Here is a 21,137-nt window from a genome sequence, read left to right as displayed (position 1 = left end):
GTCACCCCCGCAGCCCGCCGACGTAGCGTCGCGGGACCCGGCCCCCGATCCGGGTGATGACCTCGTACGCGATGGTGCCGCAGGCCCGCGCCCAGTCCTCGGCGGTGGGCTCGCCCCGCTCCCCGGAGCCGAACAGCAGCACCTCCTCGCCGACCTCCGGCGCGTCCCCGCCGAGGTCGACGACGAACTGGTCCATCGCGACCCGCCCGGCCACCCGGTACCAGGTCGAGCCGATCTGCACCGGGCCGGTGTTGCTGGCGTGCCGCGGCACGCCGTCCGCGTAGCCGAGCGGGACCAGGCCGAGCGTGGTCGGGCCGGACGTCGTGTAGTGGTGCCCGTACGAGACGCCGTGCCCGCCGGGGACGCGCTTGACCAGCGCCAGCCGGGCCGCCAGCGACATCACCGGGCGCAGGCCGAAGTCGGCGGGACCGCCGACGTCCGGGACGGGCGACAGGCCGTACATCGCCAGGCCGGGGCGGACCAGGTCGTAGTGCGACTGCGGCAGCAGCAGCGTCGCCGGGGAGTTCGCCAGGTGGCGCACCTCGGGGTCGACGCCGGAGCGCTCGGCGAACGCCAGGGCCTGCGCGAAGGAGTCCAGCTGGGCCTGGATCGAGGGGTGGCCGGGCTCGTCGGCGGCCGCGAAGTGCGACCAGACGCCGACCACCCGCAGCAGGCCGTCGGCCTGCGCCTTGACCGCGTTCTCCACCAGGTCCGGCCAGTCGTGCGGCTGGCAGCCGTTGCGGCCCAGGCCGGTGTCGGCCTTCAGGTGCACCCGGGCCGGGACGCCGGTCTCGCGGACGGCGGCGAGCAGTTCGTCCAGCGCCCACTGGCCGCTGACCGAGATGTCCACCGACTCGCGCAGCGCCCGCGCCCACGGACCGCCCGGCGTCCAGAGCCAGCACAGGATGCGGGCCTGCTCCGGGCCGATCCCGGCGGCCCGCAGCGCGAGCGCCTCCTCCGGGGTCGCCGTCCCGAGCCAGCCGACCCCGGCCGCGACGGCCTCCCGGGCGCACCGCAGCGCGCCGTGGCCGTAGGCGTCCGCCTTGACCACGGCCATCAGCTCGGGCCCGTTGGTGCGGGCCCGCAGCGCGGCCAGGTTGTCGCGCAGCGCGGCCAGGTCGACGGTCGCCTCGGCCCGTGCCCCCTGGGCCAGGGCGGGCGTCCCGGTGGTGTTCGCAGTCGTCATCGCGTATCAGTCTCCCAGACCGCGGCCGGTCCCCTCCGCAGGGGCACGGCCGACCGGGCCGCACCACCCGCCTGCCCGCCCGGAGGACGCGTATTCGGGGGCCCGGGGAACGGCGGGCACGGGTCTGCGGACGGTGCACTGCTCGTGCGTGCCGTGGCTTCGGGTTCTGTTTTTACGGACCGAAGCGGCACGGACCCGCCGTTCCCCGGACCCCTGGCTGGGCCCTCTGACGGACCTCTACTCCGTGAGGGACGCCCAGGCGTGGTGGAGGGCGGCGGCGAGGTCGAGGGCGGTGATCGGGGCGCCCGGGGCGGCCGCGTGGCGGCCGGCCAGGCCGTGCAGGTGGGCGGCGGCGGAGGCGGCGTCCAGCGGGGACAGGCCGGTGGCGAGCAGGGAGCCGGCCAGGCCGGAGAGGACGTCGCCGCTGCCCGCGGTGCCGAGCCAGCCGGTGCCGGTGGAGTTGACCCGGGCCCGGCCGTCCGGGTCGGCGACGACCGTGGTGGAGCCCTTGAGCAGCACGGTCGCGCCGTACCCCGCGGCGAGCCGCCGGGCGGTGCGCAGCCGCCGGGCGGCGACGTCCGTGGCGTCGGTGTCCTCGCCGAGCCCGGCGAGCAGGCGGGCGGCCTCGCCCGCGTGCGGGGTGAGCAGGACGGGGGCGGGGCGGCCGGACAGGGCGGACGGGCCGAGGCGGGCGAGTTCGGTGAGGGCGTCCGCGTCGACCAGGACGGGCACCTCGCCGTCCAGCGCCTCGCGCAGCGTGCGTTCGGCGTCCGCGCCGCCGCCCGGACCGACCACCCACGCCTGGACCTTCCCGGCCCGGGCCGGTCCGTCCTCGGTGACCAGCGTCTCGGGGTGGCGGCGGACCACCTCCGCCGCCGCGTGCCCGGTGTAGCGCACCGCCCCGGCCCCGCCGTGCAGCGCCCCCGCGACGGCCAGCACCGCCGCCCCCGGGTAGCGGGCCGACCCGGCGGCGACGCCGACCACCCCGCGCCGGTACTTGTCGCTCTCCGCGCCGGGCACCGGCAGCAGCGCGGCCACGTCGGCGTGCTGGAGCGCCTCGACGGGGGCGGGCGGCAGGTCGAGCCCGATGCCGACCAGGTGGACCACGCCCGCGTACTGCGCGCCGGGGTCGATCAGCAGGCCGGGCTTGTGGGTGCCGAAGCAGACCGTGACGTCGGCGCGCAGCGCGGGCCCGGCGACCTCGCCGGTGTCCGGGTCGACGCCGGACGGGACGTCGACGGCGACCAGGCGGCCGCGGCGCGGCATCGTCGCGAACGGGGCGGCGGCGGGGCGCAGCGGGCCGCGGCCGCCGATGCCGACGATGCCGTCCAGCACCAGGTCGGCCCGGGTGAAGGCGTCCCGGTCCGCGGTGGGGCGGCCTCCGGCGGCGAGCAGCGCGGCCAGGCCCCCGGCGTGCGCCTTCGCCGGGTCCAGCAGCAGCGCCTCGACCCGGGCCCCGCGCCGGGCGAGCCGCGCGGCCGCGAACAGGGCGTCGCCGCCGTTGTCCCCCGACCCGGCCAGCACCAGCACCCGGCTCCCGTACACCCGGGGCAGCAGCCCGGCACAGACCGCGGCCAGCCCGGCGGCGGCCCGCTGCATCAGCGTGCCCTCCGGCAGGACGGCCATCAGCGCGGCCTCGGCGGCCCGGACCTGCTCGACGGTGTGGGCGTGGCGCATGCGGATTCTCCGTTCTCTGCGAAAGGGGATGAACCAGGGGCTCGGGGAACGGCGAGCCCGGGTCTGCTGACGGTTCACTGCCGTTGGGCGCATCTGCTTCCGGTTCTCTTGAAGACGCGCAGCAGCACGAACCTCCGATGGGCTCCGACCCCAGCAGCACGGACCCGCCGTTCCCCGGGCCCCCGACGGCTCACCCCTCGGCGACGACCACCGCCGAGGCGACGCCCGCGTCGTGGCTGAGGGAGAGGTGCCAGGAGGTGACGCCGAGCGCGGCGGCGCGGGCTTCGACGGTGCCGGTGACGTGGAGGACGGGGCGGCCGGACTCCTCGACGCGGACTTCGGCGTCCTCCCAGTGCAGGCCGGGCGGGGCGCCGAGGGCCTTGGCGACGGCCTCCTTCGCGGCGAAGCGGGCGGCGAGGGAGGCGGTGCCGCGGCGCTTGCCGGAGGGGAGGGTCAGTTCGGCGGGGGTGAAGAGGCGTTCGGCGAGTCCGGGGGTGCGTTCCAGGGACTGCCCGAACCGTTCGATGTCCGCCACGTCGATGCCGACCCCGATGATCACCTGCGTACTCCCTCGTCCGTCCCCGGGACGGGCCGACCGCCCCGGGGATGGACGATACGCGGCTACTCGACGGTGACGGACTTGGCGAGGTTGCGCGGCTGGTCGACCTCGTGGCCCTTGGCGGTGGCCAGTTCGCAGGCGAAGACCTGGAGCGGGACGGTGGAGACCAGGGGCTGCAGGAGGGTGGGGGTGGCGGGGATGCGGATCAGGTGGTCGGCGTAGGGGACGACGGCCTCGTCGCCCTCCTCGGCGATCACGATGGTCCGGGCGCCGCGGGCCCGGATCTCCTGGATGTTGGAGACGATCTTGTCGTGCAGGATCGAGCGGCCGCGCGGCGAGGGCACCACGACGACCACCGGCAGGCCCTCCTCGATCAGGGCGATCGGGCCGTGCTTGAGCTCGCCCGCGGCGAAGCCCTCGGCGTGCATGTAGGCGAGCTCCTTGAGCTTGAGCGCGCCTTCGAGGGCGACGGGGTAGCCGACGTGCCGGCCGAGGAAGAGCACCGAGCGGGCGTCGGCCAGCGAGCGGGCCAGGGCGCGGACGGGCTCCATGGTGCCGAGCACCTGCTCGACCTGGCGGGGGGCGTCGCCGAGTTCGCGGATGACGGAGGAGATCTCGTCGCCCCACTTGGTGCCGCGGACCTGGCCCAGGTAGAGGGCGACCAGGTAGCAGGCGACCAGCTGGGTGAGGAAGGCCTTGGTGGAGGCGACCGCGACCTCGGGGCCGGCGTGGGTGTAGAGGACGGCGTCGGACTCGCGCGGGATGGTCGAGCCGTTGGTGTTGCAGATCGCCAGGACCTTCGCGCCCTGCTCGCGGGCGTGCCGCAGCGCCATCAGGGTGTCCATGGTCTCGCCGGACTGCGAGATGGCGACGACCAGGGTGCGGTCGTCCATGATCGGGTCGCGGTAGCGGAACTCGCTGGCGACCTCGACCTCGCAGGGGACGCGGGTCCAGTGCTCGATCGCGTACTTGGCGATCATCCCGGCGTGGAAGGCGGTGCCGCAGGCGACGATCACCACCTTGTCGACCTCGCGCAGCACCTGGTCGGGGATGCGCAGCTCGTCGAGGGTGAGGCGGCCGTCGGTGCCGATCCGGCCGAGGAGGGTGTCGGCGACGGCCTTGGGCTGCTCGGCGATCTCCTTGAGCATGAAGTAGTCGTAGCCGCCCTTCTCAGCGGCGGAGGCGTCCCAGTCGACGTGGTAGGCGCGGACCTCGGCGGGCGTTCCGTCGAAGTTCGTGACCGTCACGCCGTCGGGGCGCAGTTCGACGACCTGGTCCTGGCCGAGCTCGATCGCCTCGCGGGTGTGCGCGATGAACGCGGCGACGTCGGAGGCGAGGAAGTTCTCGCCGTCGCCGACGCCGACCACCAGCGGGGAGTTGCGGCGGGCGCCGACCACCGTGCCCGGGGCGTCGGCGTGCACCGCGACGAGGGTGAAGGCGCCGTCGAGCTGGCGGCAGACGGCGCGCATGGCCTCGGCGAGGTCGCCGTCGTACGCCTCGGCGAGCAGGTGGGCGACGACCTCGGTGTCGGTCTCGGAGCGGAGGGTGTGGCCCCGGTCGGCGAGGTCGGCGCGCAGCGTGGCGAAGTTCTCGATGATGCCGTTGTGGACCACCGCGACCTTGCGGTGGTCGTCCAGGTGGGGGTGGGCGTTGGCGTCGGTGGGGCCGCCGTGGGTGGCCCACCGGGTGTGTCCGATGCCCGTGGTGCCGGCCGGGAGAGGGGTCTCGGCCAGCGACTTCTCCAGGTTGACGAGCTTTCCGGCCCGTTTGTCGGTGGCGAGGAGCCACTGCCCGTCGGCCCCCCGGGTCTGGACCGCGACGCCGGCCGAGTCGTAGCCCCGGTACTCCAGCCTCCGCAGTCCCGCGATCACCACGTCCAGGGCCTCCTGGGGCCCGGTATATCCAACAATTCCGCACATGTGCGCCAGCATATGTGCGTTCGTTCGGCCCCCGAGCGGTCGGATGACCACACCGGGTGACCGACACCACAGCACCCCGCGCCCCGGGAACGGCTCACAATGGACACCGTGCTGACCGAACTCTGTACGACGGGTGCGCCGCCCGCGCCCACTCCCTCCCCGTACGTGGATCTGGACCGCGCCGAGTGGAGCGCGCTGCGCGAGCGCACCCCGCTGCCGCTGACCGCCGAGGAGGTCGAGCGCCTGCGCGGACTCGGCACCGCCCTGGACCTCGACGAGGTCCGGGACGTCTACCTGCCGCTGTCGCGCCTGCTGAACCTGTACGTGCACGCCACCCACGAGCTGCGCGGCGCGATCGGGAGCTTCCTCGACACGCCCGACACCGAGCGGGTCCGCACCCCGTTCATCATCGGCGTGGCCGGGTCCGTCGCGGTCGGCAAGTCCACCACCGCCCGCCTGCTGCAGGCGCTGCTGGCCCGCTGGCCCGAGCACCCGCGGGTCGAACTGGTCACCACCGACGGCTTCCTGCTGCCCAACGCGGAGCTGCGCCGCCGCGGCCTGATGGCCCGCAAGGGCTTCCCCGAGTCGTACGACCGGCGGGCGCTGATGCGCTTCGTCGCGGACGTGAAGGCGGGCAAGGACCGGGTCACCGCGCCGGTGTACTCGCACCTGGTGTACGACATCGTGCCGGACGAGCGGCTGGTGGTGGAGCGCCCCGACATCCTGATCGTCGAGGGCCTGAACGTGCTGCAGCCCGCGCTGCCCGGCACCGACGGCCGCACCAGGATGGCGGTCGCCGACTACTTCGACTTCTCGATCTACGTCGACGCCCGCACCGACGACATCGAGGCCTGGTACCTGGACCGCTTCCGCAAGCTGCGGGAGACCGCCTTCCAGGACCCGAACTCCTACTTCCGGCGCTTCACCGAGGTGCCCGAGGAGGAGGCGATGGACTACGGCCGCCAGGTCTGGCGGACCATCAACCGCCCCAACCTGCTGGAGAACGTGCTGCCCACCCGCGGCCGGGCCACCCTGGTGCTGCAGAAGGGCCAGGACCACAAGGTCCGCCGGGCGCTGCTGCGCAAGCTCTGACCCGGCACCGGGCGGGCCGCCCGCTCAGCCGACCAGCCAGGAGGCGACCGGCTCGGCCGTGACGGCCGAACCGTCGCCCCCGATCTGCTCCGCCGGGATCGCCCGGTCCCAGACCCTGACGTACCCGATCGCGCCCGCCCAGCAGTCGCCCCAGCCGCCGTGCAGCCCGGCCCGGCCGATCTGCAGCGGCCCGGACCCGGCCCGGATGCCCGGCACCTCGGCGCTCCCCGCCGGCCCGCCGTTGACGTACAGGGCGACGGTCCTCCGGTCGGCGTCGTACACCGCCGTCAGCTGGGCCCACCCGTCGACCGTGTCGGCGTTGCCGGAGAGCACCTGCACGGCGGTCCCGTCGGCTCCGCCGTCCGCGGTCCGCACCCTGAACGTCCACGCCCGGTGGCCGTCGGTCTCGTCCCGCCCGAGCAGGAAGGAGTACGAGCCGCCGTCGCCCTGGCTGACCGCGGCCCGGGAGCCGCCGCCCGCCTCGTCGTAGACCCAGGCCGAGACGCTGAAGCTCCTGCTCACGTCGACCACCCGGTCGGTGGACTGCGCGTACGAGTCGGGGTCGGCCCGCAGTCGCAGCACGTGGCCGTTCTGCACCCGGTCGACCTGCGCGCCCGGGCCGAGCGCGAGGTCGGCCCGCCCGGAGCGGTCGGCGAGCAGGTCCGGCCGACCCGGCACCGTCGGCGCGGCGTCGGACGGGGCGCCCGAGGGGGCGTCGCGCACGGCCGGCGGGGCGGCGGGCGCGCCGGACGCCTGCGGGTGGCCGCCGCGGCCCTCCAGGACCGCCCCGCCGACGCCCGCGCCGAGCAGGCAGGCGGCCACCACGGTGCCGATCGTCCGCATCCGGCGGCGGCGCCGGGCGGAGCAGGCCGCCGCCTCGGCCAGCGCCTCCCAGTCGGGCTCGGCGGGGCCCGGCCGCCGCAGCGGGAACCCGGGCGGCCCGTACGGCACTTGCGGCCCGTACGGGCCCTGCGCGGGGCCGAAGGCGCCGTACGGCCCGGGCGGCGGGCCTCCTCGCGGCGCTCCGGCGTTCGCGGGGCCCGGGTCCCGGGCGGGCGGCCCGCCCGGCTGGTGGGTGCCGTCGGTCATGGACCGGATGCTAGGACATCCGGGCCCGCGCCCTGACGCCCCGTCAACCGATCGGGCGTCAGAACGGCGGTCTCAGCCCAGGTGCAGCCGCACCGCGTCGGCGAGCCGCTGGCAGACGTCCTGCGCCTGCTCGTGGCCGACCGCCTCGACCATCACCCGCACCAGCGGCTCGGTGCCGGACTTGCGCAGCAGCACCCGGCCGGTGGTGCCGAGCTCGGCCTCCGCCGCGGTGACCGCGGCCTGCAGCTCGACGCAGGACTCCACCCGGTTCTTGTCCACGCCCTTGACGTTGATCATGACCTGCGGCAGCCGGGTCATCACCGCGGCCAGGTCCGCCAGCGGCTGCTTGGTCGCGGCCAGCCGGGCGCCCAGCATCAGACCGGTCAGGGTGCCGTCGCCGGTGGTGGCGTGGTCCAGCAGGATGACGTGGCCGGACTGCTCGCCGCCCAGCGCGTAGCCGTGCCGCTTCATCTCCTCCAGCACGTACCGGTCGCCGACCGCGGTCCGCACCAGTTCGACGCCCTCGCGCTCCATCGCCAGGGTGAACCCCAGGTTCGACATCACGGTGACGACGGCGGTGTTGCGGCGCAGCGTGCCGGCCTCCTTCATGGCGACCGCCAGGATCGCGATGATCTGGTCGCCGTCGACCTCGTTGCCCTCCGCGTCGGCGGCCAGGCAGCGGTCGGCGTCGCCGTCCAGGGCGATGCCCAGGTCGGCCCTGTGCTCCTTCATCGCGGCGCGCAGCCCGTCCAGGTGGGTGGAGCCGACGCCGTCGTTGATGTTCAGGCCGGTCGGCTCGGTGCCCAGGGTGTACACCACCTCGGCCCCGGCCCGGGCGAACGCCTCCGGGGCGACCCGGGCGGCCGCGCCGTGCGCGCCGTCGATGACGACCTTCACCCCGTCGAGCCGGTTCGGCAGCACCGCGACCAGGTGCGCCACGTACCGGTCGAAGCCCTCGGTGTACTGGCGCACCCGGCCGACCGCCGCGCCGGTGGGGCGCTTCCAGGTCTCGTCGCCGGTGCCGTAGCGGCGGTAGTGCGCCTCGATGGCGTCCTCCAGCGCGTCGTCCAGCTTGTGGCCGCCGCGGGCGAGGAACTTGATGCCGTTGTCGGGCATCGCGTTGTGGCTGGCGGACAGCATCACGCCGAAGTCCGCGCCCAGCGCCCCGGTCAGGTACGCCACTGCCGGGGTGGGCAGCACGCCGACCCGCAACACGTCGACGCCCGCGCTGGCCAGGCCGGCGATCACCGCGGCCTCCAGGAACTCTCCGGACGCCCGGGGGTCGCGGCCGACCACGGCCACCGGCCGGTGCCCCGCGAACGCGTTGGCGTCCCCGAGCACATGCGCGGCGGCCACCGACAGGCCAAGCGCCAGCTCCGCGGTCAGGCCCTCGTTGGCCACCCCGCGCACCCCGTCCGTACCGAAGAGTCGTGCCATGTTCGCGTTCGTCCCGTCCTGTCGCGCCTGTGGTGGGCTCGTGTGGTGCCGCCCCCGCGGACTCCGCACCGGTCCGGGAGGCACAACGCCCCGGAGCACAGGAGTGCTCCGGGGCGAGGATCGCATGAAGGGTGCGATTAGCGCTTGCTGTACTGCGGCGCCTTGCGGGCCTTCTTGAGACCGGCCTTCTTGCGCTCGACGGCGCGGGCGTCACGGGTCAGGAAGCCGGCCTTCTTGAGCGGGCCGCGGTTGTTGTCCACGTCCGCCTCGTTCAGCGCACGGGCCACGCCGAGGCGCAGCGCGTAGGCCTGGCCGGAGACGCCGCCGCCGGCGATGCGGGCGATGACGTCGTAACGGCCGTCCAGCTCGAGGAGCTTGAAGGGCTCGTTCACGGTCTGCTGGTGCACCTTGTTGGGGAAGTAGTTCTCCAGGGTGCGACCGTTGATCTTCCACTGGCCGGTGCCGGGGACGATGCGCACGCGGGCGATCGCCTCCTTGCGACGGCCGAGGCCGGCGCCGGGGACGGCCTCGCCGAAGCGACCGGCCAGCGACTCGGTGGTGTACTCGGTCTCGGTGGTGTACTCGTCGACGTTCTCGTCGTCGAAGTCGACCTCGAGGGTGCTCTCGATGGCAGTCTCGGCCACGGTGTTCCTCAGCTCTTCTACGTCAGTTGGGGTTCGGGTGGCCGGAATTACTGCGCGACCTGGGTGATCTCGAACGGCACCGGCTGCTGCGCAGCGTGCGGGTGCTGGTCGCCCGAGTAGACCTTCAGCTTCGAGAGCATCTGACGGCCCAGGCTGTTCTTCGGAACCATGCCCTTGATGGCCTTCTCGACGGCCTTCTCCGGGTTGTTCGCGAGCAGGTCGTCGTAGCGGACCGAGCGGAGACCGCCCGGGAAGCCGCTGTGGCGGTAGGCCAGCTTCTGGGTCTTCTTGTTGCCCGAGAGGTGCACCTTGTCGGCGTTGATGATGATGACGAAGTCACCAGTGTCAACGTGCGGCGCGTAGATCGCCTTGTGCTTGCCCCGCAGGAGGTTGGCGGCCTGGGAGGCCAGGCGGCCGAGCACGACGTCGGTCGCGTCGATGACGTGCCACTGACGCTGGACGTCGCCGGGCTTGGGGCTGTACGTACGCACGGTCGTAGCCTTCGCTTTTCAGTGAGTGTGTCCTGACAGGAGCACCAAGGCCCGGGGCCTCCAGCCGACCTGCCCGGACGCAATTCGGGCAGCCGCTGGAGTTCGGCCTGTCGTCTCCGGCGTACCGACCTCTCACGTGAGATAGAGCGAGCCAATACGCACAACAGCGGCCAACGATACCGGGCGGGTGGCGTGGATTCCAAACCGGCCCGGCGTCGGGGGCATCGAACGGGCGGGTCAGCGGTCGCGGACGACCCGGGTCTCGTCCCAGACCGGCTCCGGGGCCTCGTAGACCCGGCCGTCCGAGCCGAACACCAGGAAGCGGTCGAAGCTCCGGGCGAACCAGCGGTCGTGGGTGACGCACAGCACGGTGCCGTCGAACGCCTCCAGGCCCTGCTGCAGCGCCTCGGCGCTCTCCAGGTCCAGGTTGTCGGTCGGCTCGTCCAGCAGCAGCGCCGTCGAGCCGGACAGCTCCAGCTTGAGGATCATCAGCCGGGCCTGCTGCCCGCCGGACAGCGACTCGAACTTCTGCTCCTCCTGCCGGTCCAGCTCGTAGCGGCGCAGCGCGGACATCGCGGCGCCGCGGGAGAGCGCGTGCTCCTCCTCGACGATCGAGCGCACCGTGCGGCCGAGCAGCTCCGGGTGGGCGTGGGTCTGCCGGAAGTGGCCCGGCACCACCCGGGCGCCGAGCTTCCAGCTGCCGCCGTGCTCCACCGTCTCGTCCCCGGCCAGCAGCCGCAGGAAGTGCGACTTGCCGGAGCCGTTGGAGCCCAGCACCGCGACCCGCTCGCCGTAGAAGACCTCCAGGTCGAAGGGCTTCATCAGGCCGGTCAGCTCCAGGCCCTGCATCGTGAAGGCCCGCACGCCGGTGCGGCCGCCCTTGAGCCGCATGGTGATCGACTGCTCGCGCGGCGGCGCCTCGGGCGGGCCGGCGTCCTCGAACTTCTTCAGCCTGGTCTGCGCGGCGGCGTACCGGGAGGCCATCTCGTGGCTGACCGCGGCCGCCTGCCGGAGGGTGACCACCAGCTTCTTCAGCTTGGCGTGCTCCTCGTCCCACCGGCGGCGCAGTTCCTCGAAGCGCTCGAAGCGGGCCTTGCGGGCCTCGTGGAAGGTGTCGAAGCCGCCGCCGTGCACCCAGACGCTGGAGCCGGTCGCGCCGGACTCCACCGCGATGATCTTCTCGGCGGTGCGGGAGAGCAGCTCGCGGTCGTGCGAGATGTACAGCACGGTCTTGTTGGTGGCCCGGATGGCCTCCTCCAGCCAGCGCTTGCCCGGTACGTCCAGGTAGTTGTCCGGCTCGTCGAGCAGCAGCACCTCGTCCGGGCCGCGCAGCAGCGCCTCCAGCACCAGCCGCTTCTGCTCGCCGCCGGAGAGCGTGTTCAGGCCGCGCCACTGGGCCCGCTCGAAGGGCACGCCGAGGGCGGCCACCGTGCAGACGTCCCAGTCGGCCTCGTACTCGTAGCCGCCGGCGTCCGACCAGTCGGACAGCGCCTGGGCGTAGGCCATCTGCGACTTCTCGTCGTCCTGGGCGATCATCGCCAGCTCCGCGGCGTCCACCGCGCGGGCCGCGTCGGCGATCCGCTTCGGGGCGACGGAGACCAGCAGGTCGCGCACCGAGGCGTCGGCGGGCAGCGCGCCCGGGGCCTCCTCGGTACTCTCCCGGCCGGTGGTGCCGACGAACTGCCGCATCACGCCCAGCCCGCCGGAGACCGTCACCGAGCCGCCGTGCGGCTGGGTGTCGCCCGCGATCATCCGCAGCAGCGTGGTCTTGCCCGCGCCGTTCGCGCCGACCAGCGCGACGGCCGCGCCCTCGCCGACCCGGAAGGACGCGTCGTCGAACAGCACCCGCCCGTCCGGCAGGTAGTACTCCAGGTGCGAAATCTCGACGTGTCCCATGCTTCCGGATTGTGCCAAGCACCCCGCCCCGACCCCAACCCGTTTAGGTACCGATTCGGTGCCCGTCCACCACCGGCCGCCCCTCCCATCCCTTAATATTCGCGCTTATGAGCGATGGGATGGGGACGCCCTCGGGGCAGGGCGGTCAGCCGGGTGGCGGGCAGCAGCCGAGCGGTCAGCAGCAGGACGGTCAGCCGCCCCGGGCCCCGGATCAGCAGCCGCCCGGCGGCCCGGCCCCGGCGCAGGGGTTCGGGCCCCCTCAGGGGTTCCCGCCGCCCGCTCCGCACCAGGCCCAGGGCTACCCGCCCGGCGGCGCCCCGGCGTACGGCTACCCACCGCCGGCCGCCCCCGGTGGCTACGGCTACCCGCCGCCGGCCGCCCCCGGTGGCTACGGCTATCCGCCGGTCGGCCCGGTGGAGCCGGACTGGTACGCGATGGCCGAGGAGAACGAGCAGGCCGGCCGCCGCCGCCGCCGGATCAGGATCGGCATCGGCGTGGGCTGCGTGCTGGCGCTGGCCGGCGTGGTGACCGCCGCGCTGGTGCTGTACAAGCCGGGGGACAAGAAGCCGTCCTCGGACGAGGCCACCGCCTCCGCCCCGCAGACCGTGGCCGGCTGCGTCAGCCCGACCGTCGGCCCGCAGAAGTCCAGCAGCGACCTGCGGCTCGGCCCGGCCACCCAGGTCGGCACCGTGGCGGGCCACAGCGGCCTGGCGCTGACCCTGCGCGGCAACGGCGACAGCTACGCCGAGGTCGGCTCGGTGGTGGTCGACACCTGCAAGTCGTTCACGGTCTCCGCGGTGGTCCGCAACGCCTCGCCGGGCGAGCCCCGGGCCGCACTCTCGCAGGGCAGTGACGGCTTCTTCTCGTTCTACCTGGGCCGCGGCGCCAAGAACCAGTGGGTGTTCAAGATCCAGGGGACGGCGGAGAGCGGCAGCGCGGTCGAGGCGCTCTCCTCGGCATCCGACTCGGCGTCCGACTGGACCACCCTGACCGGGGTGTACAATGCCGCCGAGAAGAGCATCTCGCTGTACGTGAACGGCGAGTTGGCGAAGACCACGCCGGCCCCGAACGGCATCCTGTCGACCAACGGCCCGATCGAGATAGGCCGGGCCCGCTTCAAGTCCCGCTGGGTGGACGCCTGGATCGGCTCGCTCGCCGACCTGCAGGTCTGGGAGCAGCCGCTCACCGCGGCGCAGATCAGCCAGATCGCGCTGAACCGCTCCGCCGACGTCGACGCGAAGGCCACCTGGTTCCGGTTCTGACGGCCCCTCGGACGCCCCGCTGCCGGCCGCCCCGGGAGCGGCGGGGTGTCCGAACGACCACTGCCCCGGCGGGCCCCGGACGGCGAGTGGGCACTGCGGGGGCCCCAATGACAGGCCGTTAGTATGACGGTCACTTCATTTCGCCCCTGTCCACCGTTCCCGCCCAGCCGACCGGCCCGCGGGTGTGCCCGCTAGGAGCCGTCGTGGGATCTGCCAAGCCTCGCAAGGGCCTGTGGGGCGCCCTCAAAATCCTGTTGCTGGTCCTCATCCTGGCGGCCGCGGGCAACGCCCTCTTCCCCAACTGGCGTTCCGTCGGCGAGGAGAAGAAGGAGGTCACGGTCCGCTACCGGACCGACCCGCAGCCCAACGTGCAGATCGCCAAGCCCTGGCTGGAGGTCATCAACTCCTCGAAGAAGCCGCTGCCGCTGCACGACGTCACGCTGAAGTACTACTTCACGTCCGACGGCGACCACCCCTACGCGTACAACTGCATCGAGGCGGCGGGCATCGGCTGCTCGAACATCTTCGGCACCATCGCGCCGCTGGCCAGCCCCACCCCGGACGCCGACCGCGTGCTGCTGCTGACCTTCTCCGAGGCCGCCCCCACGCTCGCCGCGAACGAGAACAGCCGCGGCATCCAGCTCCAGCTGTACCGGGTGGACGGGCAGAACCTGGACCAGTCGAACGACCGCTCCTTCAACGCCGCGTTCACCAGCTTCAAGCCGTTCAAGCAGGTCACCGCGTACAAGGCGGGCGTGCTGGCCTGGGGCGACGCGCCGCACGGCGGCGGGGAGGCCCAGCCGGGCACCGCCGTGGCCGCGCCGTCGGTGCCCAAGAACGTGCTGTTCGACAACTTCCACTACACCGGCGCGACCGACCCGGCGCTGAACAAGCACGGCTGGCGGGTGCGCACCAGCAAGGGCGGTCCGGGCATCGCCGACACCTGGACGGCCGCCGGGGTGACCTTCCCGGCAGCCGGCGAAGCGGCCGGCGGGCAGGCCCTGAACCTGCGGGCCACCAGCGACGGCACCAAGGAGAAGACCACCCAGGCGCAGTTGGAGAACGCCGACAACGACTTCCTCACCGGCACCTACGCGGCCCGGATCCACTTCTCCGACAAGCCGTCCAGCGGACAGGCCGGCGACCACGTCAACCAGTCCTTCTACACCATCTCGCCGAACGACGCGCTCTACAGCGAGCTCGACAACGAGTACATGCCGAACGGCGGCTGGGGCTCGGCCGGGCCGGTGCTCGACACCACCACCTGGTACAACGTCAAGGCCAACGACCGGGCCACCAAGCGCAACAAGACCAGCTTGCAGGGCTGGCACACCATCGTGATCACCGCGGCGAACGGCAAGGTCACGTACGCGCTGGACGGCCAGGAGCTGTTCAGCAGCTCCGGCAAGTACTTCCCCCGGCAGACCATGGGCGTCAACTTCAACATCTGGTTCGTCGACCTGCCGTTCAAGGGCGACCGCAGCTGGGACATGCAGGTCAACTGGTTCTACTACAACGCCGACAGGGCGATGAACCAGGCCGAGGTCGACAAGGCCGTCACCGACCTGTACGCGGGCGGTGCCACCTACGTGAACACCCTCGTCGCGCCCAAGCGCTGAGGGCCCTCCGCAGCCCCTCCGCCCGGCCTGCGGCCACCACCGCCCGCCGGACCCGCCCGGTCGCCGACCACCCGTCACTCCGCAAGGGAGCACCATGAGTTTCGCGCCGACCAGCCGGACCCTGAGCCGCCGATCCGCCCTGCAGTTGGCGGGCTCCGGCGCTCTGAGCGCGGTCGGCACGAGCCTGCTGGCCGCCTGCGGCAGCAGCGAGGCGCCCGGCGGCCCGACACCGCCGGCCAGCGGCTCGGCCTCCCCCGGCACGGCCGGCGCGGAGTTCCCGGTGCCGAAGGAGCCCGCGGTCACCCCGGGCGGCCTGACGCCCAGCACCCGTCGGGCCACCTGGTCGCTGCAGTTCCAGTCCGGCCACGGCTTCAAAGCCACCGGCGCCGGTACCAAGTCGTCCGAGCCCGACGACTCCAAAGTCTTCCTGACCGGCTCCCAGTCCGCCCGGACCAGTACCGACGGCTCCGGCCGACAGTCCTCGCTGCGCCGCGCCGGGATGCCGAAGATCGACCTGACCGGGAAGATGCTGCGGCTGACGCTGCGCGTCGAGAACACCGACCACCTGCGCAAGATGGCCCTGTACGTGGGAAGTTCGGACCTCGCCAACTACTACCTCTGGCAGTTCCACACCCACTCGTCGACCTCGGCGAACTTCGTCCAGTCCGGCGAGTGGGTGGTGATCACCCTGCAGTGGTCGGACGTCACCGAGGCGGCCGGCTCGTACAAGGTCTCCAAGTTCGGAGTGCCGACCGTCACCTCCGGCTTCACCGACCTGTCACTGGCGGTGTACGACGACGCCAAGGGCCCGGTCACCTACTGGGTCCAGTCCATCGAGGCCGTCCCGGACACCCGCACCACCTTCCCGCGCGGGGCGGTGTCGATCACCTTCGACGACTCCCGCTCCTCGGTCTACGACCTGGCGCTGCCCGCGATGAAGGCCCGCGGCCTCACCGGCACCATGTTCAACATCGCCGAGTCCGCCGGGACGCCCGGCTACCTGACCCTCGACCAGATGAAGTCGCTGCAGCAGGCCGGCTGGGAGATGGGCGGCCACGCCTTCGCCAACGACGCCCACACCGTCGGCTACAACCAGCTCACCGCGAAGCAGGTCGACGCCGACCTCGGCAAACTGCGCGACTGGATGGACTCCAACGGCTTCGACAGCCGCAACTTCGCCTACCCGCACGGCTCGTTCCAGCAGACCACCGACGGGGTCCCGGTCGACCTGATCGCCGGCCGGCACTTCAGCACCGCTCGCTCGATCGTCTACGAGACCATCGAGTCCTTCACCCCGGCGATGCCCTACCGGCTGCGGGCGATCACCGGAATCAACGACGGCACCGGCATAGGCGGCTCGGCGCTCGCCGATCTGACCGCCCCGGGCGGCCGGTTGGACCGCTGCGTGCGCAACGGCGACTGGCTGATCCTGTGCTTCCACGAACTCGTCGAGTCCGACCCGACGGCCAGCACCCAGATCACCCGGGAGGGCTTCGCCGCCGCGATGAGCGCCATCGCGGCCAGCGGCGCCCCGGTGGTCACCGTCTCCGAGGCGATGAAGCACTACTCCTGACCCCGGCAGGACGGGCGGTACGGGCCTCAGACGCCCGCGAAGCCCGGCTCCTCCTCGTTCCACATCGCCGAGTAGTCGCCGCCCTTGTCGGCGTGCGCGGAGACCTCGACGCCGGCCTCCCGGGTGCCCCACTTGCCCTTGTTCAGGGTCAGCAGCGCGTACAGCCGCAACGGGGTCAACAGGGTCAGCTGGATCACGCCGTACACCGGCGCCAGCATGAACATCCCGAAGCGCTTGACGATGCCCATGTTGCGGCGCGGGAAGTCCAGGTAGCGCACGTTGCGCAGGTAGCCCATGAGCACCATGAACACCAGGTAGTCGCCGATGTGCCGGACGAACCCGGCCGGGTTCAGGACCGGCGAGATCAGCAGCGAGTAGACCATCGCGCTGCCGAAGATCAGCCACAGGCCCATCTCCATCACGGTCAGCCAGAAGGCCGGCCGGTGCATCACCTGGTTGCGCAGCGCCCACAGCGACTCGCGGAAGAACGACTTGTTCCAGCGAACCTGCTGGCGCAGGAAGTGCGGCAGCCGCTCCGGGACGGCGGTGTAGCCGACCGCGGTCTCCTGGAAGACCACCCGGCCTTCGATCAGGCAGTAGTTGGTCATCCGGCGGTCGTCGCCGAACACCGCGGGCTTGCCCAGGAACTGCTGGTTGAGGAAGTCCTCCAGGTACTTGCGCACCAGGTCGCCTCGGTAGGCGGAGAGCGCTCCGCAGCAGCACAGCACCGAGTTCAACTGCGAGTAGGCGGCCCGCTCGAACAGGAAGGAGTTGCCGTACCGCAGGTCCTGCAGGCGGGTGAAGATGTTCGCGTCGTGGTTCAGCGCCAGCACCATGCCGGTGGAGGCCATCACCCGGTCGTCGACCAGCGGAGTGATCAGCTCGCGGACGGTGTCCCGGGTGAGCACGGTGTCGGAGTCCACGCACAGGAAGATGTCGGTGTAGGGCGCGTCCTGGAAGCCGCGGGCCAGCGCCTCGCGCTTGCCCAGGTTCTCCGGCTGGGCGCTGACCTTGAAGAGCACGCCCGCGTCCTCGAACTCCCGGGCGATCCGCCGGGCGACCTCCAGGCCGGACGGCGAGGCGCTGGCGTCGTCGATGATGTGGATCTCGTTGGGCAGCCGGCTCTGCGCGAGCAGGCTGCGCAGGCCCTGCTCGAACATCACCGGGTCCTCGTTGAAGATCGGCAGGACCGCGGTCACCCACATGTCGTCGAGTTTCCTGAGCTCCGCGGTGTTCGCCCGGCGCGGCCGGTAGAACAGCGCCAGCAGCATCTTGACGCTCAGCAGGCCGATCGCCGCCAGCGAGTACGCGTGGATCGAGGACCGGTCCATCTTCATCGCGACCAGCGTGGCCAGCACGGCGAACACCAGGTACGAGACCTTCAGGTGCCGCTTGCGGCGGTGCCCGCGCCGTTGGCCGGCCGTGGCCACCGCGGTCGGCGCGGCCGCCACCGGCCGCTCGCGGCGCCGCCGTTCGGCCTCCGCGCGCAGCGGCTCCGGCTCGACGGGCCCGACGCCGCTGTCGACGGCGGCCTGCCCGGCCGCGCGGCGCCTGCCGCCCGCGCGCCGCCGGGTCGGACGCTCCTCACGGGTCGCGCTCACAGCTGCACCGCCCGCGGGTGCTCCGCCGTCGCACCGCGGGTGTCGAAGAGCAGCCGAGCCCGGTCGGCGAGTTCCGCCAGGTCGATGTCACGGTGCGGCTGCAGCAGCACCGCCAGGTCGGCGTCGGCCGCGGCCTCCGCGCAGTCCGTCACCCGCGACACCACTCGACCGTCCACCGTCCACGCCGGGACGTTGGCATCGTAGTAGCTCAAGTCGGCGCCGCGCCGCAGCAGTTCGGTCGCCACCGCGAGGGCCGGCGACTCCCGCTGGTCGGCTATGTCCGGTTTGTAGGTGACGCCGATCAGCAGCACCTTCGAGCCCCGGACCGCCAGCCCGCGATCGTTCAGCAGGTCCGCCGCCCGCTGCACCACGTGCAGCGGCATCCGCTGGTTGATCTCCTGCGCCAGCTCGACGAACCGGAATGGTATGCCCAGCGAACGGACCTTGTACGACAGGTAGTTGGGGTCGATGGGGATGCAGTGCCCGCCGACGCCCGGACCCGGGTAGAACGGCGCGAAGCCGAACGGTTTGGTGGAGGCGCAGCGGATCGCGTCCCAAAGGTCGACGCCGATCTCCCGGCAGAACATCGCCATCTCGTTGACCAGCGCGATGTTGACGTGCCGGTAGGTGTTCTCCAGCAGCTTCGCCATCTCGGCGGTGCGGGCGTCCTTGGCCTCGACCACCTCGCCGACGAAGCGCTCGTACAGCTCGCGGGCGGCCTTGGCGCAGGCCGGGGTGCAGCCGCCGACCACCTTCGGGGTGTTCTCCAAACCGTAGTGCGGGTTGCCCGGGTCGATCCGCTCCGGCGAGAACGCCAGGTGGAAGTCGACGCCGGCCCGCAGGCCGCCGGCCTCCAGCACCGGGCGGACCACGTCGTCGGTGGTGCCCGGGTAGGTGGTGGACTCCAGCACCACCAGGGTGCCCGGGCGCAGCCGCTCGGCCACCGACTCGACCGCGCCGTTGACGGCGCCCAGGTCGGGGGCGCCGTGCTCGGTCAGCGGGGTCGGCACGCAGATCACCACGGCTTTGGCGTCCGCGATCACGGCCGCGTCGGTGGTGGCGGCGAAGCCGGCCGCCCGCATCTCCGCGACGTCCGCGTCGGAGATGTCGTCCACGTGCGAGCGGCCCCCGCAGAGGCCCTCGACCACCCGCTCGCTGCGGTCCAGACCGACCACCCGCAGCCCGGCCCGGGTGGCCCCGCGGGCCAGCGGCAGGCCGACGTAGCCCAGGCCGATCACGACGAGATCGATGTCCTTGCGGCGGTCCATGACGGGCACTACTCCAAGGGTGCTGAAACCGTTTCCCGAACGACACAGCCCCCGTTCGGACCTTCGCGCTCCATCTGCGCCCGAAAGGAGGTCCGTTGACGATCGATCGGCCGTGCAACGCAGACCTAGATGTTCGCACAGCGCGGGTCGGCACCATACCCGGAGGGCCCCCCAGTCGCATGACCCTCGTCACACTCCGGCGGGTCCGCCCGCGCCGGAGTCCCGGATCCGCCCGTCAGGCCCCTTCCGGCGCGGGCAGGGTCCGCAGCCGCCGCGAGATCCGGTTGCGCTCGGCGAGCAGCTCGTCGGCCGGGTAGCCGACCTCCTCCAGGGTCAGCCCGTGCGGCCGGATCACGTTGACCGCCGAGTTCCGCACCCCGCCCGCCAGCACCTCCCCCGGGAACTCCACCGGCCGGTGCCCGTCGCCGACCAGCAGCATCGCCCCGACCAGCGAGCGCACCATGTTGTGGCAGAACGCGTCCGCCCGCACCGTGGCCACCGCCAGCGAGCCCTCCTGGGCCGCGTACGGGTCGATCGGCACCCGCTCCCAGTACAGCTCCAGCAGGGTGCGGATGGTGGTGGCGCCCTCGCGCTTCTTGCAGTACGCCGCGAAGTCGTGCTCGCCGACCAGCAGCGCCGCCGCCTCGTTCATCTTCTCCAGGTCCAGCGGCCGGTCGTGCCACAGCACGTGCCCGCGCAGCAGCGGGTCGACCCCGCCCGGGTGGTCGGCCACCCGGTACGCGTAGCGGCGCCAGATCGCGGCGAACCGGGCGTCGAAGCCGTGCGGCGCCTCGGAGACCCGGTACACCCGGACGTCGGCGGGCAGCCGCCCGGCCAGCCGGCGCAGCAGCTTCGCGCCGTGCTGGGCCCACAGCGCGTCCGGCAGGTCGACGTGCGCGACCTGGCCGCGGGCGTGCACCCCGGCGTCGGTGCGGCCCGCGACGGTCAGCGGGAAGTTCTCCTCGCTGCGCAGCACGATCCGCAGCGCGTCCTCCAGCTCGCCCTGCACGGTGCGCCGTTCGCGCTGCCGGGCCCAGCCGGAGAACTCCGCGCCGTGGTAGGCGAGGTCCAGCCGGATCCGGGTGTGCCCGTCCGCCGGGCCGTCCTTCACCGGCGGCAGCTCCGCGCAGTCGTTCACCACTCCCACTCCCCTGTCCTGTGCCGTAGCTGAGATGCGAACGGGCCCGCTCCCCCGACGAGCGGGAGAACGGGCCCGGACGAGGACCTACTCGGAGGCTCAGGCCTCGGTGGTCTCGGCGGCCTCGTCGGCCTTGGTCTCCTCGGCCTTGGTCTCGGCGGCCTGCTCGGCCTCCTTGACGGCGCGCTTGGCGGCGGCCTCGGCCTCGGCGACGGTCGCCTTGGTGGCGATCTCGCCCTCGACCAGCTCGATCACGGCCATCGGGGCGTTGTCGCCACGACGGGTGCCGATCTTGGTGATGCGGGTGTAACCGCCGGGGCGGTTCTCGAACCGCGGGGCGATCTCGGTGAAGAGGGTGTGCAGCACCGACACGTCGGTGATGGTCTTGCGCACCAGGCGACGGTTGTGGATGTCGCCCTTCTTCGCCTTGGTGATCAGCTTCTCCGCCAGCGGGCGCAGGCGACGGGCCTTGGCCTCGGTGGTGGTGATGCGGCCGTACTGGAACAGCTCGCGGGCCAGGCCGGCCAGCAGCAGCGGCTCGTGGGACGGGCCGCCGCCGAGACGGGCACCCTTGGTGGGACGGGGCATGTTCAGCTCCTTGGATCTCCGACTGCGGCCGTACCAGGTACCGCAGCGGGCGTGCGGACACCGCGTCCGCACGACTTCTCACGCCACCGGAGGCGGCC

Annotated in this window: 17 protein-coding genes; 4 read left to right on the top strand and 13 right to left on the bottom strand. The window is 72.8% G+C overall.

The features are described from left to right. Position 1 precedes the first annotated feature (1 nt). The 4 genes from alr to glmS all read right to left on the bottom strand — a co-directional run bounded on the left by alr (position 2) and on the right by glmS (position 5,341). Entirely contained in the window at positions 2-1,186 is a 1,185-nt protein-coding gene (gene alr / locus QSK52_RS18055) for an alanine racemase (protein WP_285737091.1), read from the bottom strand. A gap of 237 nt (positions 1,187-1,423) precedes the next feature. After that, the gene (locus tag QSK52_RS18050) at positions 1,424-2,863 is read right to left on the bottom strand and encodes an NAD(P)H-hydrate dehydratase (RefSeq protein WP_285737090.1); all 1,440 of its coding nucleotides are present in this window, start codon (positions 2,861-2,863) and stop codon (positions 1,424-1,426) included. A 190-nt stretch (positions 2,864-3,053) separates the two neighbouring features. Beyond that, positions 3,054-3,422: a holo-ACP synthase gene (locus QSK52_RS18045; protein WP_285737089.1), complete on the bottom strand. Its 369-nt coding sequence runs from the start codon at positions 3,420-3,422 to the stop codon at positions 3,054-3,056. 62 nt (positions 3,423-3,484) lie between these two features. Beyond that, the gene (gene glmS / locus QSK52_RS18040; RefSeq protein ID WP_285737161.1) at positions 3,485-5,341 is read right to left on the bottom strand and encodes a glutamine--fructose-6-phosphate transaminase (isomerizing); all 1,857 of its coding nucleotides are present in this window, start codon (positions 5,339-5,341) and stop codon (positions 3,485-3,487) included. A 99-nt stretch (positions 5,342-5,440) separates the two neighbouring features. Between glmS and coaA the strand changes: the two genes are divergently transcribed. Next, a complete protein-coding gene (gene coaA / locus QSK52_RS18035; protein WP_285737088.1) occupies positions 5,441-6,433 on the top strand; it encodes a type I pantothenate kinase in 993 nt (330 codons plus the stop codon). Between the two features lie 24 nt (positions 6,434-6,457). Here the strand turns inward: coaA and QSK52_RS18030 are convergent, their stop codons facing one another. The 5 genes from QSK52_RS18030 to QSK52_RS18010 all read right to left on the bottom strand — a co-directional run bounded on the left by QSK52_RS18030 (position 6,458) and on the right by QSK52_RS18010 (position 11,990). Next, positions 6,458-7,522, bottom strand: coding sequence for a LamG domain-containing protein (locus QSK52_RS18030; RefSeq protein ID WP_285737087.1), 1,065 nt, complete (start codon positions 7,520-7,522; stop codon positions 6,458-6,460). 72 nt (positions 7,523-7,594) lie between these two features. Further along, positions 7,595-8,959, bottom strand: a complete 1,365-nt coding sequence (gene glmM, locus QSK52_RS18025; protein ID WP_285737086.1) for a phosphoglucosamine mutase — start codon at positions 8,957-8,959, stop codon at positions 7,595-7,597. A gap of 137 nt (positions 8,960-9,096) precedes the next feature. Next, entirely contained in the window at positions 9,097-9,603 is a 507-nt protein-coding gene (gene rpsI, locus QSK52_RS18020; protein WP_176188487.1) for a 30S ribosomal protein S9, read from the bottom strand. Between the two features lie 47 nt (positions 9,604-9,650). Further along, a complete protein-coding gene (gene rplM, locus QSK52_RS18015) occupies positions 9,651-10,094 on the bottom strand; it encodes a 50S ribosomal protein L13 (protein WP_014136251.1) in 444 nt (147 codons plus the stop codon). 237 nt (positions 10,095-10,331) lie between these two features. After that, positions 10,332-11,990, bottom strand: coding sequence for an ABC-F family ATP-binding cassette domain-containing protein (locus QSK52_RS18010; RefSeq protein ID WP_285737085.1), 1,659 nt, complete (start codon positions 11,988-11,990; stop codon positions 10,332-10,334). A 107-nt stretch (positions 11,991-12,097) separates the two neighbouring features. Here QSK52_RS18010 and QSK52_RS18005 point away from each other — a divergent pair, with 107 nt between their 5' ends. The 3 genes from QSK52_RS18005 to QSK52_RS17995 all read left to right on the top strand — a co-directional run bounded on the left by QSK52_RS18005 (position 12,098) and on the right by QSK52_RS17995 (position 16,444). Continuing rightward, complete coding sequence (locus tag QSK52_RS18005; protein ID WP_285737084.1) at positions 12,098-13,252, top strand: LamG domain-containing protein; 1,155 nt, start codon at positions 12,098-12,100, stop codon at positions 13,250-13,252. A 203-nt stretch (positions 13,253-13,455) separates the two neighbouring features. Next, complete coding sequence (locus QSK52_RS18000) at positions 13,456-14,871, top strand: cellulose binding domain-containing protein (RefSeq protein WP_285737083.1); 1,416 nt, start codon at positions 13,456-13,458, stop codon at positions 14,869-14,871. Positions 14,872-14,965: 94 nt separating this feature from the next. Next, complete coding sequence (locus QSK52_RS17995) at positions 14,966-16,444, top strand: polysaccharide deacetylase family protein (RefSeq protein WP_285737082.1); 1,479 nt, start codon at positions 14,966-14,968, stop codon at positions 16,442-16,444. A 26-nt stretch (positions 16,445-16,470) separates the two neighbouring features. Here the strand turns inward: QSK52_RS17995 and QSK52_RS17990 are convergent, their stop codons facing one another. The 4 genes from QSK52_RS17990 to rplQ form a co-directional block, all read right to left on the bottom strand. Further along, a complete protein-coding gene (locus QSK52_RS17990) occupies positions 16,471-18,045 on the bottom strand; it encodes a glycosyltransferase (RefSeq protein ID WP_285737081.1) in 1,575 nt (524 codons plus the stop codon). Next, positions 18,042-19,313 carry a nucleotide sugar dehydrogenase gene (locus tag QSK52_RS17985; RefSeq protein ID WP_285737080.1) on the bottom strand — a complete coding sequence of 424 codons (1,272 nt, stop codon included), beginning with the start codon at positions 19,311-19,313 and terminating at the stop codon, positions 18,042-18,044. Before QSK52_RS17985 ends, QSK52_RS17990 begins: the two co-directional genes overlap by 4 nt. Before the next feature lie 235 nt (positions 19,314-19,548). Further along, positions 19,549-20,424: a tRNA pseudouridine(38-40) synthase TruA gene (truA, locus tag QSK52_RS17980; protein WP_435053284.1), complete on the bottom strand. Its 876-nt coding sequence runs from the start codon at positions 20,422-20,424 to the stop codon at positions 19,549-19,551. 126 nt (positions 20,425-20,550) lie between these two features. After that, positions 20,551-21,039, bottom strand: a complete 489-nt coding sequence (gene rplQ, locus QSK52_RS17975; RefSeq protein ID WP_285737079.1) for a 50S ribosomal protein L17 — start codon at positions 21,037-21,039, stop codon at positions 20,551-20,553. Positions 21,040-21,137: the final 98 nt, after the last annotated feature.

Origin of the sequence: Kitasatospora phosalacinea (assembly GCF_030268885.1) — a bacterium.
Lineage (GTDB): Bacteria > Actinomycetota > Actinomycetes > Streptomycetales > Streptomycetaceae > Kitasatospora > Kitasatospora phosalacinea_C.
This window is presented reverse-complemented; position numbering and strand designations above follow the sequence as displayed.

Bases quoted from the DNA above. Each gene is read 5' to 3' on its own strand.
- QSK52_RS17985 (WP_285737080.1), bottom strand. From the start codon at position 19,313: ATGGACCGCCGCAAGGACATCGATCTCGTCGTGATCGGCCTGGGCTAC.
- rplQ (WP_285737079.1), bottom strand. From the start codon at position 21,039: ATGCCCCGTCCCACCAAGGGTGCCCGTCTCGGCGGCGGCCCGTCCCAC.
- alr (WP_285737091.1), bottom strand. From the start codon at position 1,186: ATGACGACTGCGAACACCACCGGGACGCCCGCCCTGGCCCAGGGGGCA.
- coaA (WP_285737088.1), top strand. From the start codon at position 5,441: ATGGACACCGTGCTGACCGAACTCTGTACGACGGGTGCGCCGCCCGCG.
- QSK52_RS17995 (WP_285737082.1), top strand. From the start codon at position 14,966: ATGAGTTTCGCGCCGACCAGCCGGACCCTGAGCCGCCGATCCGCCCTG.
- QSK52_RS18030 (WP_285737087.1), bottom strand. From the start codon at position 7,522: ATGACCGACGGCACCCACCAGCCGGGCGGGCCGCCCGCCCGGGACCCG.
- QSK52_RS18005 (WP_285737084.1), top strand. From the start codon at position 12,098: ATGAGCGATGGGATGGGGACGCCCTCGGGGCAGGGCGGTCAGCCGGGT.
- QSK52_RS18010 (WP_285737085.1), bottom strand. From the start codon at position 11,990: ATGGGACACGTCGAGATTTCGCACCTGGAGTACTACCTGCCGGACGGG.
- QSK52_RS18050 (WP_285737090.1), bottom strand. From the start codon at position 2,863: ATGCGCCACGCCCACACCGTCGAGCAGGTCCGGGCCGCCGAGGCCGCG.
- glmS (WP_285737161.1), bottom strand. From the start codon at position 5,341: ATGTGCGGAATTGTTGGATATACCGGGCCCCAGGAGGCCCTGGACGTG.
- glmM (WP_285737086.1), bottom strand. From the start codon at position 8,959: ATGGCACGACTCTTCGGTACGGACGGGGTGCGCGGGGTGGCCAACGAG.